The organism is Pseudomonas sp. MWU16-30323 (genome assembly GCF_020515595.1).
GTDB classification, from domain to species: domain Bacteria; phylum Pseudomonadota; class Gammaproteobacteria; order Pseudomonadales; family Pseudomonadaceae; genus Aquipseudomonas; species Aquipseudomonas yamanorum.
Genome location: NZ_JAIWYM010000002.1, coordinates 409391 through 423357, shown reverse-complemented (window position 1 = coordinate 423357; position 13967 = coordinate 409391). Strand labels below are relative to the sequence as shown.

Below are 13967 nucleotides of genomic sequence, written 5' to 3'. Positions count from 1 at the left end.
ACTGCTGCTGCGAAACCAGCTGCCAAGCCGGCCGCTAAGCCTGCTGCTGCAAAACCAACTGCCAAGCCGGCCGCTAAGCCTGCTGCTGCAAAACCCGCCGCAAAGCCAGCTGCTAAACCGGCTGCTGCAAAACCAGCGGCCAAGCCAGCCGCCGCCAAGCCTGCACCGGCCAAGCCAGCTACCCCAGCTGCAAAGCCTGCAACACCGGCCGCACCGGCTGCCAGCACCGCAGCGCCAACCGCTCCGGCCAGCAGCACGTCTGCACCGGCAGCGCCAAGCGTCACCCCAACCAGCGCTTCCTAAGTGCTGGTGACTGCGGCGCGCAGCTGATGCAGCGCGTCGTGGTCAAGGTTGGCGGCTCCGGCCGCCAGTCCTTCAAGCCATGCTTGATCTTTCACCTCGGCCATCGGCCACCCTTGCGCCACACCCTCCAGGCGCGATAACAGCAGCCGTTCGGCTTCCAGCTCCAGGGCCTTGACCCGCTCCCGTAACGCGCCCAGCTCAGCATCCTGCTGCGCCAAGGCCCGCCATTGCGTGCGTATTTGCCGCAGCGGTTCAACCACCCCGGCCTGCCACGGCCCGGCGATCTGCCGCAGTGCCTGCAAACGCAATGGTTGCGGCGCCACACCCCGTTGCTCCAACCACAACCCGCATAACATCAGGCACACGTCGGCCCCTTGCGCCTGCAAGCGCAGGCACGCGTCCTCGGCGCCCGGGCGGGCGTAAGTCGAGAGGGCAAAGCTCCACAGGTCAGCGCACATATTCACACCCAAGCCAGCGGCCAACGAAGCTGGTAGACTCCGCCGCCATTATGATCCGACTTCAAAGCCTAACATTACAGCGTGGCCCGCAACGTCTTCTCGAAGACGCCGAGCTAACCCTGCACGCCGGTCACAAAGCCGGCCTGATCGGTGCCAACGGCGCCGGCAAATCCACGTTGTTCGCCTTGCTGCTGGGTGAGCTGACGCCTGATTCAGGGGACTGTCTGCTACCGGCCGACTGGCTCATCGCCCATATGCGCCAGGAGATCGACACCCTCGACCGCATTGCGATCGACTACGTGCTCGATGGCGACCTGCGCCTGCGCCAGGTGCAACACGACCTCGCCGAGGCCGAGAAAGCCCAGGACGGCGCCGCACAGGCCCGCCTGCACTCGGAACTGGACAGCGCCGACGGTTACACCGCCGACGCCCGCGCCCGCAAGATGCTTGCCGGCCTTGGCTTTACCAACGAACAGATGGACCGCCCGGTCGCCGACTTCTCCGGCGGCTGGCGCATGCGCCTGAACCTGGCCCAGGCGCTGATGTGCCCCTCGGACCTGTTGCTGCTCGATGAACCGACCAACCACTTGGACCTCGATGCGATCCTGTGGCTGGAAGACTTCCTGAAAAGCTATCCGGGCACCTTGCTGCTGATTTCCCACGACCGGGACTTCCTCGACGCCGTGGTCGACAACATCGCTCACGTCGACCAGAAGAAAATCACCCTGTACCGCGGTGGCTACAGCGCCTTCGAACGCGCCCGCGCCGAACGCCTGGCCCAGCAACAGCAGGCGTACGAGAAGCAGCAGGCGCAACGCGCGCACATGGAAAGCTACATCGCCCGGTTCAAGGCCCAGGCCACCAAGGCCCGTCAGGCCCAGAGCCGGATCAAGGCCCTGGAACGCATGGAAGAACTGTCGGCGGCCCACGTCGATTCACCGTTCGACTTTGTGTTCCGCGAGTCGGTGAAAATCTCCAGCCCGTTGCTGGACCTGTCCGATGCCCGCTTGGGTTATGGCGACAAGACCATCCTTGAGAAGGTCAAGTTGCAGCTCACCCCTGGCGCGCGGATCGGCCTGCTCGGCCCCAACGGCGCCGGCAAGTCGACGCTGATCAAAAACCTCTCGGGCGAATTGCAGCCTTTGGCCGGCCGCCTGGTGCGCGGTGAGAACCTGGTGGTGGGCTATTTCGCCCAGCACCAGTTGGACTCCCTCGACGCCAAGGCCAGCCCGCTGCTGCACTTGCAGCGCCTGGCGCCGACCGAACGGGAACAGACCCTGCGGGACTTCCTCGGTGGTTTCGACTTCCGTGGCGCGCGCATCGACGAGCCGGTGCTGAATTTCTCCGGTGGCGAAAAGGCCCGCCTGGCCCTGGCGTTGATCGCCTGGGACCGGCCAAACCTGCTGCTGCTCGACGAACCGACCAACCACCTGGACCTGGAAATGCGCCTGGCGCTGACCATGGCCCTGCAGGAATTCAGCGGCGCGGTGTTGGTGGTGTCTCACGATCGGCACCTGCTCAAGAGCACCACCGATAACTTCCTGCTGGTGGCTGACGGCAAGGTCGAGGAATTCGACGGCGACCTGGAAGACTACGCCCGTTGGCTGTCGGACTACCGCCTGCGCAACGCGCCGGTCAGCAACACGCCGGTCAACCCGGACAAGACCGACAAGAAGGCCCAGCGCCAGGCCGCCGCTGCACTGCGTCAGCAGTTGGCACCGCACAAGCGTGAAGCCGACAAGCTGGAAGCCGAGTTGGGCAAGATCCACGAAAAGCTGGCAAAGATCGAAACCAGCCTCGGTGACAGCGCCGTGTACGAGCCGGCCCGCAAGGATGAATTGCGCGACCTGCTGGCCGAACAGGCCAAGCTCAAGGTACGTGAAGCGCAGTTGGAGGAGACCTGGATGGAAGCCCTCGAACTGTTGGAATCCTTGCAAGCGGAGTTGGAGGCGCTGTCCTGATGGAGGCGCTGCAACTGCCACTGCCAGCCCAATGGATCGCGCCGATCTGGGTGGCCGTACAGATTCTGCTGATCCTGCTGGCCGGCTACCTCGCCCAGCGTTTCGTCGCCAAATGCCTGAACCGCCTGGGGGAACGTTATCCGTTCCCGCCACAGTTGCTGATGCCCCTGCGCGGCGGCCTGCGCTGGCTGATCATGGGCAGCGCGCTGATATTCGTGCTGGAGCGCCTGGGCGTGTCCGCCACGGTGCTGTGGACGGCGTTGTCGGGCTTTGTGGCGGTGGCCGCAGTGGCGTTCTTCGCCATGTGGTCGGTGTTGTCCAACCTGCTGTGCGCCATCCTGATCTTCACCGTCGGGCCGTTCCGTCTTGGTGACGTGGTCGAGCTGGTGGACACCGTCGACAAGCCCGGCGTCAAAGGTCGGGTGGTGGCGATCAACTTGCTCTACACCACGCTGATCGAAGTGGAAGAGGCCGGGACAGGCGGTGTCATGGTGCAAGTGCCCAACAGCCTGTTCTTCCAGCGCTCGGTGCGCCGTTGGCGCGGCAGCGACGTGCTGCCTTAACCTGTGGCGAGAGAGCTTGCTGTGGCGAGGGCGCTTGCTGTGGCGAGGGAGCTTGCTCCCGCTGGGCTGCGTAGCAGCCCCAAAAAAAGCAGGGAGCGCTGCGCACTCCAGCGGGAGCAAGCTCCCTCGCCACAAAGGCGCACCCCAAAATTTTTGTAGCCATTTCTCGGCCAGCAGCGTTAGTTTAGAAACATTCAGCAAACTCAGCTCTGAGGTGTGTAATGGCGCTCGACACATGGCTGGCCTTTTTCCTGGCCAGTTGGATCATCAGTCTCTCTCCGGGCGCTGGCGCCATTGCGTCGATGTCCAGCGGCCTGCAATACGGTTTTCTGCGCGGTTACTGGAATGCCCTGGGCCTGCAACTGGGCCTGGCGATGCAAATCGCCGTGGTTGCCGGCGGCCTGGGTGCGATTCTCGCGGCCTCTTCCACCGCGTTCTATGCGATCAAGTGGTTCGGTGTGGCGTACCTGGTGTACCTGGCCATCAAGCAATGGCGCGCGCTGCCAACCGACCTGAGCGATGACGCGGCGATTCGCCCGCTCGGCAAGCCGATGGCGATGATGTTCCGCGGGTTCCTGGTCAACGCCAGCAACCCCAAGGCCCTGGTGTTCATGCTGGCGGTGCTGCCACAGTTCGTGAACCCGCAGGCGCCGTTGCTGAACCAGTACCTGATCCTGGGCGCGACCATGATCTGCGTGGACATGATCGTGATGGCCGGCTACACCGGGCTCGCCTCCAAAGTGTTGCGCCTGTTGCGCACACCGAAGCAGCAGAAACGCATGAACCGTACGTTTGCTGGCTTGTTCGTAGGGGCGGCGGGGTTCCTGGCCAGCCTGCATCGCGCAACGGCATAACTGGCGAAACCGGATCAAAAATGTGGGAGCTGGCTTGCCTGCGATAGCATCACCCTGGTGTGACTGATACACCGAGGTGTCTGCATCGCAGGCAAGCCAGCTCCCACATTGGTTTTGTGTGGCATGTACTTCCGGTGATCAGCGCAAGATCTTCGGCGCTTCATCACGTGGCAGGTTATTGCGCAGTGCAGGCTGCCCGGGTGCTTCCTGATAACCACCGCCAAGCTGCTCGGCCAACTGCCGCGCCACATCCTCACCCAGCGCTTTCGACACTTCTCGCACTACACGCGGCCGGTTCAGGCTCACGCGCACGTCACGGTTGTTCACCAGCTTGGTGTCCTGGCCTTCGCCCATGGCGGTAAACGCCGAGGTGATCTCAAAGGTGCGGGTGTTGATCAGGCTGAAATCCGCCACCAGCGTCAGGCCCAGCACCGCCGAATAGCTGTTGGTGTGGTCCAGCGCGTTGACGTCCTGAGTGAAGTCGATGTCCGACAAGGTGCCGAACAGCACGTAGTCCGCGCCCTTGAAGTTACCGGCCTTGATCCGCTTGATCACGTCGTACACATCGCCCTTGGCGTCAGCGGTGTAGGGCGTGCCCTGTACCAGCTGGAACTGCCGCGACTTGAGGATTTCACCCTTGATGTCGCCGCTGAACTTGCGCAGTTCGGTCTGCTCGATGTAGCTGTTGCGGCTCTCGTACTCGCTGTAGCTCGAGCCGCCGCTGGCGTTGTAGGCGTTGGCCTGGAAGTTGTTGCTGGCTGCGACCTGGTGGATGTACTCCTCCACCCGGGCCTCGTAGGCCAGGTCGGTCACTGCGATCTTCGGTGCGGCCGAGGCGCCAAAGGCGCACAGCAGGCCGATCATGCCGATCCATGCACGCATTGCTTAGCGCTCCGTGGTCTTGCGGATTTCTTTTTCGTCCATCCATTCGGCCAGGCCGCTTTCAACGTCAATCAGTTGCAGGCTGAACTTGTAGAACACGTCCTTGTAGTCCGAGCTGCGCTTGACGATGGAGCTGATGGAGCCTTCCAGGCGGTATTTGGCGGCGACCATGTTGCCGGTCTTGCTGACGGTCGACTTCTTGTACAGGCCGCTCTGGTTCTGCAGCTTCAGCTGGTCGACCTGGCTTTGCATGTCGGTGTTGTCGCTGGCGAAGCGGGCGGTGCCGGTCTTCATCAGCTGGGTCTTGATCGAGGTGGTGATCTCGCGGGTATCGATGTACTCGCTGGTCTTGTTCTTCACGTCGTACACCTGCACCACCGGGCGGCCCTGGAGGATGCCGGACTGGGCCAGGGAGCGGGTCATGCTTTCGGCGATCATCTGCAGGTCGGTGGAACCGAACTCGTTGGTCACCAGTTCCACGGCCTTGGTGTCGCCGTAACTGATGTTTTTACCGCCCAGTACCGGCGAGGTGTTGGCGCAGCCGCTGGCCAGAACGGCAACCACGGCGAGGAACGAGAAGCGTGCAAACATGGGGATGTCTCTCTGAAACTGAATGAGTGGGCGGATCAAGGCGTCTTCACTTCCAGGCGGAAGTCGGCAGCCTGGGGCAGGTTGGCGATGGCCGGCAGGAAGGTCGCCTGGTTGGCGTAGAGGTTCAGCACTTTCCAGGTCTCTTCGTCGCCCACCGGGAAGCCGTCGGCACCCAGCCAGGCGAAGCGGTAATACATCATCTGGTTGCTGCTGGTGATATTGCTCAACTGCACCTTGGCGGTCAGGAAACCGTTTTCCCGGGCGACGCGGATGGCGCCCACTGCGATGCCCTTGAACTTGCCCATCACCACGATTTTGCTCGCGGCGCTGCCGGGTTCCGGCGGTGGCGGGGTGGCGCAACCGGCCAGCAGGATCAGCGCCAGGGCGCCGAGGATGAAATGACGCATAGCGTGCTCCTTAAGGTTGTTTGAGAGTGGCGACGGCCTGGGGCGGATTGTTCTGCACCACGTGGGCCGCGAGACCGCCGGCGAATACCTGGTTGCCGACCACCCGCAGGGTGATCACCTGGTAGCGCTGGTCGGCCTTGACCGTTACCAGCGTGCCGCCCAGGGCGTTGGGCAGGCTGACTTGATGCTCGCCGTGCTTGAGGCGCAGGCGTGTCACCTGGGTCATGTCCGGCAAGGTGCGCCAGGTGCGGGTGTCGGCGCCTTCGGTGACGGCCGAGGCGATGCCGAGTACCAGGCCCGCCATCGGGTTGGTCTTGTTCAGGTTGTTCTGGGTGATGCCGCGAGTGACGGCGCGCACGGTGGTGCGCAGGATGATGCCCGGCATGTCATCCCGCAGGGCGCGGCGGGACATGACGGTGGTGCTGTTGAGGGCCGTGAGGTGCTGCTGCTGGCCGTCGACACCGATCTGGGCGAAGGTCGCGGTGGAGGTGTCGGGCTTGATCACCGGGAACGACAGCGGGGTGATCACCAGGTGGCCGTCGATGGGGATCGGCAACGGCAGGCGAATCGAGTCGCGAGCCGGTGCCAGGCCGCTTTGCACCACGATCAGCACGTCGGTCTCGTCGGCGCCGACTTTGGACTTGTCCAGGTTGAGCAGGGCCTGTTCCAGCAGTGGGGTGTTGGGGCGCAGTTCGGCGGCCTTGCGGTAGCCCGGTGCGGCCAGGTCTTTTTCGCCCAGGGCTTCGTAGACGAAGCCGGCCAGGTAATGGCTGAACGCGCTCTGGTAGCTGTTTTTCAGGCCGACCACTTCCGGGGCGTCGAGGCTTTCCACCGGGTAGCCGCGCAGGTCCTTGAACTGGGTGTTGATGCCCTGGCGCTCGGCTTCGTTTTCGCTCTTGAGGTATTCCTTGTCCCGCAGGTTGGCGATCACCGCCTCGCGTTCGTGGGTTTTCTTGATTTCGGTACGGGCACCGTCGAAGTCGTTCAGCGCCAGCAGGTTCAGGGCCATCTGGGTGGTGAGCATGACTTTTTCGTAGTCGTAGCCTTCATAGCGGCGGACCTTGTCATTGACCAGGAAGGCACCGAACTGCGCGAGGTACTTGTCGGTGTCGAACTTGACCGACTCTTCCCACTTGTAGACTTGCAGGTCGGCACTGCGCCAGGCGGTCTGGCTGCCGGTCAGGTCGCCCTTGGCCCGCAACAACTCGCCCTTTTCGAAGTAGTAGAGAAGGTCCTTGTCGTCGCCGGTGTTGTTCTTCTCAAGCAGGGTCAGCGCGCCGTCGACATTGCCGGTGGCCAACTGCTGATTGGTGGCTTGCAGCTCGGTGTCGTAGCTGCGAAACATCGAACAACCGGACAGCAAGGTGATTGCTGCGAGCGCGAGCGAGGTAAAGGCGCGAGATGCCATCGAGGAGCTTCTTCCCTGAACGTAATCGGCCGAATGTGCTGGGCGGGCCGAATCACCAATGGCAGGAAGGCATCGCGATCCTGCCAATTCCTCATAAAAAGAGGAGCGAAAATGCCATTTCGCAATAACGAAGGCGCGGCATTATAAGCTGCATTGCTGGCAAAACAATGGCCTTTTGGATCCTATTTCCAGTGAGGGTGCCAGCATCCGCACCTGAGTAATCCCAATCCCTGATCACTAACACCTTGAGTCAAAACCCGTAAGGTTTGACAATGTGTTACTTCGTATTTCCATTTGAGATTCATTCATGATTGCGCCCTTCCGTTTTCTTGCCTGGCTGGTGCTGCCGGCGTTGATGTCGTGCAGTTTCAACGTGCTGGCCGCAACGGCCGAGGGCGCCCCCCAAGCCCTGCATTTACTGGACTACATCGGCGCGGACTACCCGCCGACGGTGGAGGCGGGCAAGGTCATCGATGATTCGGAATACCGCGAACAGGTGGAGTTTCTCGGGGTCCTGCAAGGCCTGGTGGCCGAACTGCCGGAAAAGCCCGAGCGCGCCGAGTTGATAAAAGGCGTGGATGAACTGCTGGCCGCCGTAACGGCCCATCAGGACGGCGCGGTGGTTGCGCACCAGGCCCGGCAATTGGGCGCCAAGCTGGCGGTGGCCTATGAAGTCAGCCAGGCCCCGGCCATTACGCCCGACCCGACGCGTGGTGCGCCTCTGTACGCCCAGAATTGCTCGGTCTGCCACGGTGCCACGGGTGCCGGCGATGGCCCCGCAGGCGTTGGCATGACCCCACCGCCCGCCAATCTGCGGGACGCTGCACGCCTCGACCGCTTGAGCCTCTACGCGATCTACAACACCCTTGGGCTGGGCGTCGAAGGCACCGACATGCCGTCTTTCGCCGATCAACTGGACGACCGCCAGCGCTGGGACCTGGCCACCTACATTGCCGGCTTCACCGCCGACCCGGCTGCAGCGAAACGCGAAAAGTCCTTCAACCTCGCTGACCTTGCGCGCCAGACCCCCAACGAAGTGCTGGCCGCCGAAGGCCCGGACGTTGTCGCGACGTTCCGTGCCCAGCGCGCCCAGCCGCCGCAGGTCAAGCGTGGCCCGGCGCAGTTGCTCGATTACACCGCCGCCACCCTCGACAAAAGCCTCGCCGCCTTCCGCAATGGCGAACACGAGCAGGCCTACGACCTGTCGGTAGCGGCGTACCTGGAAGGTTTCGAGCTGGTTGAAAGCTCCCTCGACAACGTCGACGCCAACGTGCGCAAGGACACCGAAAAGGCCTTGATGGCCTACCGGCAGTCCTTGCAGGACGGGTTGCCGATCGAGCAAGTGCAGCAGCGCCTGGACGTGGCCAAGGGCAAGCTCACCGAGTCGGCCGGCCTGTTGGGCAGCGATGGCTTGAGCGGGTCCCTGAGTTACATCTCCGGTTTGCTGATCCTGCTGCGCGAGGGCCTGGAAGCGATCCTGGTGTTGGCGGCGATCCTCGCGTTCCTGCGTAACACCGGCCAGCAATCGGCGGTGCGCAGCGTCAACGTCGGCTGGGGCCTGGCGCTGTTGGCCGGCTTGGCCACCTGGGCGTTGGCGGCGTATGTGATTGATGTCAGCGGCGCCCAGCGCGAGCTGCTGGAAGGCTGCACGGCGCTGTTTGCCAGTGTGATGGTGCTGTGGCTCGGGGTGTGGATGCACGACCGCCGCCACGCGGCCGCCTGGCAGGACTACATCAAGAGCAGCCTGGTGGGCGGTGGCGGGCGTTTCGGCTTTGCGATGCTGGCGTTCTTCTCGGTGTACCGCGAACTGTTCGAAGTGATCCTGTTCTACGAAACCCTGTGGTTGCAGGCAGGCCCCGCCGGGCACAACGCGGTATTGGCCGGTGGCGCCACGGCGGTGGTGCTGTTGGTGGGCCTGGCCTGGGTGATTCTGCGGGGCTCGGCGAAACTGCCGCTGGCGCTGTTCTTCGGCATCAACGCCGCGCTGCTCTGTGCGCTGTCGGTGGTGTTCGCCGGGCATGGCGTCAAGGCGTTGCAGGAAGCCGGGATCTTCGGCACCCGGCCGGTGGCGTTCTTTGACTTCGACTGGCTGGGCATTCACGCCGACGCTTATTCCCTGAGTGCCCAGGCCGTGGCGATCCTGGCGATTGTGGTGCTATACGGCCGCAGCCGGCTGGCTGAAAAGCGCCGGGTGGTGGCGTAACCATGCGCGTGTGGATCGATGCAGACGCCTGCCCGCGTGCGGCCAAGGATCAGGTGGTGAAGTTCGCCCTCAAGCGCCAGTTCGAGGTGGTGCTGGTGGCCGGGCAGAGCCAGATCAAGCCGAGCTTCTCGTGTGTGAAGCTGATTGTGGTGCCCAGCGGCCCGGATGCGGCCGATGACTACCTGGTGGAACACGCGGTGCCCGGCGAACTGGTGATCTGCAGCGATGTGCCGCTGGCCGACCGTCTGGTGAAGAACGGCGTGGCGGCGCTGGACCCGCGAGGCAAGGAGTTCAGCCCGCAGAACATGAGCGAGCGGCTGGCGGTGCGTAACCTCTTCACCGATCTGCGGGAGCAGGGGCAGATGGGCGGTGGCCCGCCGCCCCATGGGGACAAGGATAAGCAGGCGTTTGCCAACTCGCTGGATCGGATCCTGACCCGACTGATGAAGGCTTAATCGTTCTGGTGGGTCAGCTCCAGCACTCGGTCCACCAGCTTGTTGATGCCTGACGCCACTTCGCTGATGCGTTTGCCCAGCATGTAGGCCGGGGTGCTCACCAGCTTGCGCGCCTTGTCTTCGACGATGTCGTCTACCGCGCACTCCTGGTGGGTGGCGCCCATCTTGTCCATGGCGGCTGCGGTGTCGGCATCGTTACCGATGGTGCAGGTCACGCCGGGGCCATAGATCTTCGCCGCCAGGGCCGGCGAGATGCAGATCAGGCCGACGGGCTTGCCTGCTTCGGCAAACGCCTCGGCCAGTTCCAGCACCTGCGGGTTGACGCTGCACCCGGCGCCTTCCACGGCAAAGTTCGACAGGTTCTTCGCCGCGCCAAACCCACCGGGCACGATCAGCGCGTCGAAATCCTCGGCGTTGGCCTCACGAATGTCCTTCACCTCGCCACGGGCAATGCGCGCCGACTCCACCAGCACATTGCGCGACTCAGGCATTTCTTCGCCCGTGAGGTGATTGATCACGTGCAGTTGGGCAATGTTCGGCGCAAAACACTGCACCTCGGCGCCGCGCTGGTCCAGGCGCAGCAGGGTGATCACGCTCTCATGAACCTCAGCCCCGTCGTACACGCCACAGCCGGAAAGGATCACTGCAATCTTTTTGCTCATGGGCATTTCTCCTGATTCATGGCGTTAAATGTCTACTCATTTGTCACTCATTGCCAATGGGATATCCAGCCGCTACACCTACTCTAGATGTAACAATAATTGACCGGACTTGCCCATGGACTTCGTCCCTTACGCGGTACCGTTTTTCATTGCCTTGATCGTGGTCGAGCTGCTGGCCGACTACCGGCGCGGCCAACGCAACTACCGGGTGGCCGACGCCATCAACAGCCTCAGCACCGGCGTGCTGTCCACCACCACCGGGCTGCTGACCAAAGGCGTGGGCATCCTCACCTATGCCTTCGCCCTCAAGCATCTGGCAATCATCGAGCTGTCGGCCCAGAGCGTCTGGACCTGGGTGTTCGCCTTTGTCTTCTATGACTTCTGCTACTACTGGCTGCACCGCATGGGCCATGAGCGCAACATCCTCTGGGCCGCGCACTCGGTGCATCACCAGAGCGAGGACTACAACCTCAGCACCGCCTTGCGCCAGACCAGTACCGGCTTTCTGCTGAGCTGGATTTTCTACTTGCCGCTGGCCATCCTCGGCGTGCCGCTGGTGGTGTTTATCAGCGTGGCGTCCCTCAACCTGCTGTATCAATTCTGGGTGCACACGCGCCATGTGCCGAAGCTCGGCTGGTACGAGTGGTTCTTTGTCACGCCGTCCAATCATCGGGCCCACCATGCACAGAACGCTCTCTACATGGATCGCAACTACGGCGGGGTGTTCATTATTTGGGACCGCCTGTTTGGCTCCTTCCAGGAAGAAGACGATAACGAGCCCGTGATCTTTGGTGTGACCACACCCTTGGCCAGTTGGAACCCGTTGTGGGCCAACCTGCAGTTTTATGCGCAGTTGTGGAGCGATGCACGGCGTACCGAAAGTGGGTGGGACAAGCTGCGGATCTGGTTCATGCGCACCGGCTGGCGCCCGGCGGACGTGGCGGCGAAGTACCCGATGGCCAAGCCCGACTTGAGCCAGTTCCGCAAATTCGAGGTGCCGCTGGACGGGCGCCAACAGCTTTACATCGCGCTGCAGTTTGCCGCGTACGTGGGTTTTGGCAGCTATCTGATGAATTTCGGCGAGGGCTTGCCGACCGCCGCCCTGGTGTTGGGCTGGAGCGCGATGGCGTTGGGGTTGTTCACCCTGGGGGTGGCGCTGGAGAATCGCCCGTGGGCGCTGAAGGCTGAGCTGGTGCGCCTGGCACTGAATGTGCCGCTGGTGTGGCTGGCGCCGCTGGTGGGGCTGTGGCCGGCCAGCGCGATGGGCTGGCTGGGCCTGGTCAGTTACAGCTTGCTCAGCGGCATCGGCCTCTACTGTTGCAGAGACCGGCTTACTCGACTGGCGTCGTAGGCTTTTCGGCTTTTTCAGGTTCGCCTGCGGCCAGGCGAACCTTTTCTGCGGCGCAGGCTTCGCGGGTCAGGCGGGCGTTCTTGATGCGCCGGCGGATCCACAAGCCCAGGCCCAGCACCAGCAGTGCGCCCAGCACCCACAGCTCGTATTTCTTGACGCTGCCCAGCATGCCTTCCAGTACCGCGCCGAAATGGTAAGCCGCCGCCCCCAACGCAGCGGCCCACACGGCGGCGCCAATCCCGTTCAGCAACAGGTAGCGGCCCGGCGGGTAGCCCGACAAACCAATGGCCACCGGCATCACCGTGCGCAAACCGTAGACAAAACGGAAGCTCAGCACCCAGATGTCCGGGTGCTTGCGGATATGCTCCAGGGCCTTGTCGCCCAGCAGTTGCCAGCGCGGCTTGCGCGCCAGCAGTTTGCGGCCGTGCTTGCGCCCCAGGAAGTACCACAGCTGGTCGCCTGCGTAGCTGCCGAAAAAGGCAACGACCACCACCAGGTTGATATCCATGTATCCACGGAACGCCAGGAAGCCTGCGAGAACCAATATGGTTTCGCCTTCGAAGAAGGTGCCTAGGAACAGCGCAAAGTAGCCGAAGTCATGCAGAAATTGTTGAAGCATGGTCTGGGTGCTGGCGAAATGAACGCGCAGCCTACGCCTTCGTGAACATTCATGAAAGTATCGAGATGTGTCACGAAGTGAACAATTCCTACATAAACGACGAATGCGACTACAGGTCACATGCCGGTTGCCTTACGGTGCATGAGGTAACCACAACTGTAATTCCTTCGTCATAATGGCCGCTTATAACTGTCACGCTCGCCCGTCAACCCGGGCTCAGGAGTCTGCCGTGAGCTTTACCCCCGCCAACCGCCTGTTTCCCGCCACCCGTTTGCGTCGCAACCGCCGTGATGATTTTTCCCGTCGCCTGGTGCGTGAAAACGTCCTGACGGTGAATGATCTGATCCTGCCGGTGTTTGTGCTGGACGGTGAAAATCGTCGGGAAGCGGTGGCGTCGATGCCGGGTGTGGAGCGCTTGACCATTGATTTGCTGCTCGAAGAGGCCGCGAATTGGGTTGAACTGGGGATTCCGGCGCTGGCGCTGTTCCCGGTCACGCCGTCTGAACTCAAGTCCCTGGACGCCGCCGAAGCCTGGAACCCGGACGGTATTGCCCAGCGCGCCACCCGCGCGTTGCGTGAGCGCTTTCCGGAACTGGGAGTGATCACCGACGTGGCGCTGGACCCGTTCACCACCCACGGGCAGGATGGCATTCTCGACGAAGAAGGCTATGTTCAGAACGACATCACCGTTGATGCGCTGGTCAAGCAGGCCTTGTCCCACGCTGCAGCCGGTGCCCAGGTAGTGGCACCGTCGGACATGATGGACGGTCGCATCCAGGCGATTCGCGAAGCCCTGGAGCTGGCCGGCCACGTCAACGTGCGCATCATGGCTTACTCGGCCAAGTACGCCAGCGCCTATTACGGCCCGTTCCGCGATGCGGTGGGCTCGGCGCTGAACCTGGGCAAGGCCAACAAGGCCTCGTACCAGATGGACCCGGCCAACAGCCACGAAGCCCTGCACGAAGTGGCGGCGGACCTGGCTGAAGGTGCCGACATGGTCATGGTCAAGCCCGGGATGCCGTACCTCGACATCCTTTATCGGGTCAAAGAGGAATTCAAGGTGCCGACCTTTGTCTATCAGGTCAGCGGTGAATACGCCATGCACATGGCCGCGATCCAGAATGGTTGGTTGAGTGAAGGGGTGATCCTTGAATCCCTGACTGCCTTTAAACGCGCGGGTGCTGATGGCATCCTGACTTACTTCGCCGCCCGCGCCGCCCAATTGCTTAGAGAGCAACACTAGCCCTCAC

General features: G+C 62.7%; 15 protein-coding genes. 8 read left to right on the top strand and 7 right to left on the bottom strand.

Going from position 1 to position 13967, the window contains the following annotated elements; translation table 11 throughout:
* On the top strand, nucleotides 1-303 hold a 303-nt coding region (locus LIY45_RS04920; RefSeq protein WP_226475546.1), incomplete at its 5' end, for a hypothetical protein.
* On the opposite strand, the gene LIY45_RS04915 is transcribed toward LIY45_RS04920, so the two are convergent.
* A complete protein-coding gene (locus LIY45_RS04915) occupies nucleotides 300-761 on the bottom strand; it encodes a TIGR02444 family protein (RefSeq protein ID WP_226475545.1) in 462 nt (153 codons plus the stop codon). The two genes, LIY45_RS04920 and LIY45_RS04915, sit on opposite strands and share 4 nt — an antisense overlap.
* 50 nt (nucleotides 762-811) lie before the next feature.
* On the opposite strand from LIY45_RS04915, the gene LIY45_RS04910 reads away from it, so the two are divergent.
* The 3 genes from LIY45_RS04910 (at nucleotide 812) to LIY45_RS04900 (ending at nucleotide 4139) form a co-directional block, all read left to right on the top strand.
* Nucleotides 812-2722: an ATP-binding cassette domain-containing protein gene (locus tag LIY45_RS04910; RefSeq protein WP_226475544.1), complete on the top strand. Its 1911-nt coding sequence runs from the start codon at nucleotides 812-814 to the stop codon at nucleotides 2720-2722.
* Nucleotides 2722-3285 (top strand): mechanosensitive ion channel family protein, encoded by a 564-nt coding sequence (locus LIY45_RS04905; RefSeq protein WP_226475543.1) that lies wholly within the window; start codon nucleotides 2722-2724, stop codon nucleotides 3283-3285. The genes LIY45_RS04910 and LIY45_RS04905 overlap by 1 nt, the downstream gene beginning before the upstream one ends.
* Nucleotides 3286-3506: 221 nt before the next feature.
* The gene (locus LIY45_RS04900) at nucleotides 3507-4139 is read left to right on the top strand and encodes a LysE family transporter (RefSeq protein WP_226475542.1); all 633 of its coding nucleotides are present in this window, start codon (nucleotides 3507-3509) and stop codon (nucleotides 4137-4139) included.
* Nucleotides 4140-4277: 138 nt separating this feature from the next.
* On the opposite strand, the gene LIY45_RS04895 is transcribed toward LIY45_RS04900, so the two are convergent.
* From LIY45_RS04895 to LIY45_RS04880, 4 genes are read right to left on the bottom strand one after another with little or no spacing between them, the layout of a single operon-like run.
* Entirely contained in the window at nucleotides 4278-5021 is a 744-nt protein-coding gene (locus LIY45_RS04895) for a penicillin-binding protein activator LpoB (RefSeq protein ID WP_226475541.1), read from the bottom strand.
* 3 nt (nucleotides 5022-5024) lie between these two features.
* Nucleotides 5025-5612 carry a penicillin-binding protein activator LpoB gene (gene lpoB, locus LIY45_RS04890; protein ID WP_017476649.1) on the bottom strand — a complete coding sequence of 196 codons (588 nt, stop codon included), beginning with the start codon at nucleotides 5610-5612 and terminating at the stop codon, nucleotides 5025-5027.
* 35 nt (nucleotides 5613-5647) lie between these two features.
* Nucleotides 5648-6019, bottom strand: a complete 372-nt coding sequence (locus tag LIY45_RS04885; RefSeq protein ID WP_003214024.1) for a YcfL family protein — start codon at nucleotides 6017-6019, stop codon at nucleotides 5648-5650.
* A 10-nt stretch (nucleotides 6020-6029) separates the two neighbouring features.
* Nucleotides 6030-7427, bottom strand: a complete 1398-nt coding sequence (locus LIY45_RS04880) for a hypothetical protein (RefSeq protein ID WP_226475540.1) — start codon at nucleotides 7425-7427, stop codon at nucleotides 6030-6032.
* A 307-nt stretch (nucleotides 7428-7734) separates the two neighbouring features.
* Between LIY45_RS04880 and LIY45_RS04875 the strand changes: the two genes are divergently transcribed.
* Together LIY45_RS04875 and LIY45_RS04870 are read left to right on the top strand one after the other, a co-directional pair.
* Entirely contained in the window at nucleotides 7735-9630 is a 1896-nt protein-coding gene (locus LIY45_RS04875) for a cytochrome c/FTR1 family iron permease (protein WP_226475539.1), read from the top strand.
* A 2-nt stretch (nucleotides 9631-9632) separates the two neighbouring features.
* A complete protein-coding gene (locus tag LIY45_RS04870) occupies nucleotides 9633-10085 on the top strand; it encodes a YaiI/YqxD family protein (protein ID WP_017476645.1) in 453 nt (150 codons plus the stop codon).
* Here LIY45_RS04870 and elbB read toward each other — a convergent pair.
* The gene (gene elbB / locus LIY45_RS04865; protein ID WP_017476644.1) at nucleotides 10082-10747 is read right to left on the bottom strand and encodes an isoprenoid biosynthesis glyoxalase ElbB; all 666 of its coding nucleotides are present in this window, start codon (nucleotides 10745-10747) and stop codon (nucleotides 10082-10084) included. The genes LIY45_RS04870 and elbB overlap by 4 nt on opposite strands.
* Before the next feature lie 115 nt (nucleotides 10748-10862).
* Here elbB and LIY45_RS04860 point away from each other — a divergent pair, with 115 nt between their 5' ends.
* A complete protein-coding gene (locus tag LIY45_RS04860; protein WP_226475538.1) occupies nucleotides 10863-12098 on the top strand; it encodes a sterol desaturase family protein in 1236 nt (411 codons plus the stop codon).
* On the opposite strand, the gene LIY45_RS04855 is transcribed toward LIY45_RS04860, so the two are convergent.
* A complete protein-coding gene (locus LIY45_RS04855; RefSeq protein ID WP_017476642.1) occupies nucleotides 12079-12717 on the bottom strand; it encodes a DedA family protein in 639 nt (212 codons plus the stop codon). The two genes, LIY45_RS04860 and LIY45_RS04855, sit on opposite strands and share 20 nt — an antisense overlap.
* A 229-nt stretch (nucleotides 12718-12946) precedes the next feature.
* Between LIY45_RS04855 and hemB the strand changes: the two genes are divergently transcribed.
* Entirely contained in the window at nucleotides 12947-13960 is a 1014-nt protein-coding gene (gene hemB, locus LIY45_RS04850) for a porphobilinogen synthase (protein ID WP_226475537.1), read from the top strand.
* Nucleotides 13961-13967 lie beyond the last annotated feature (7 nt).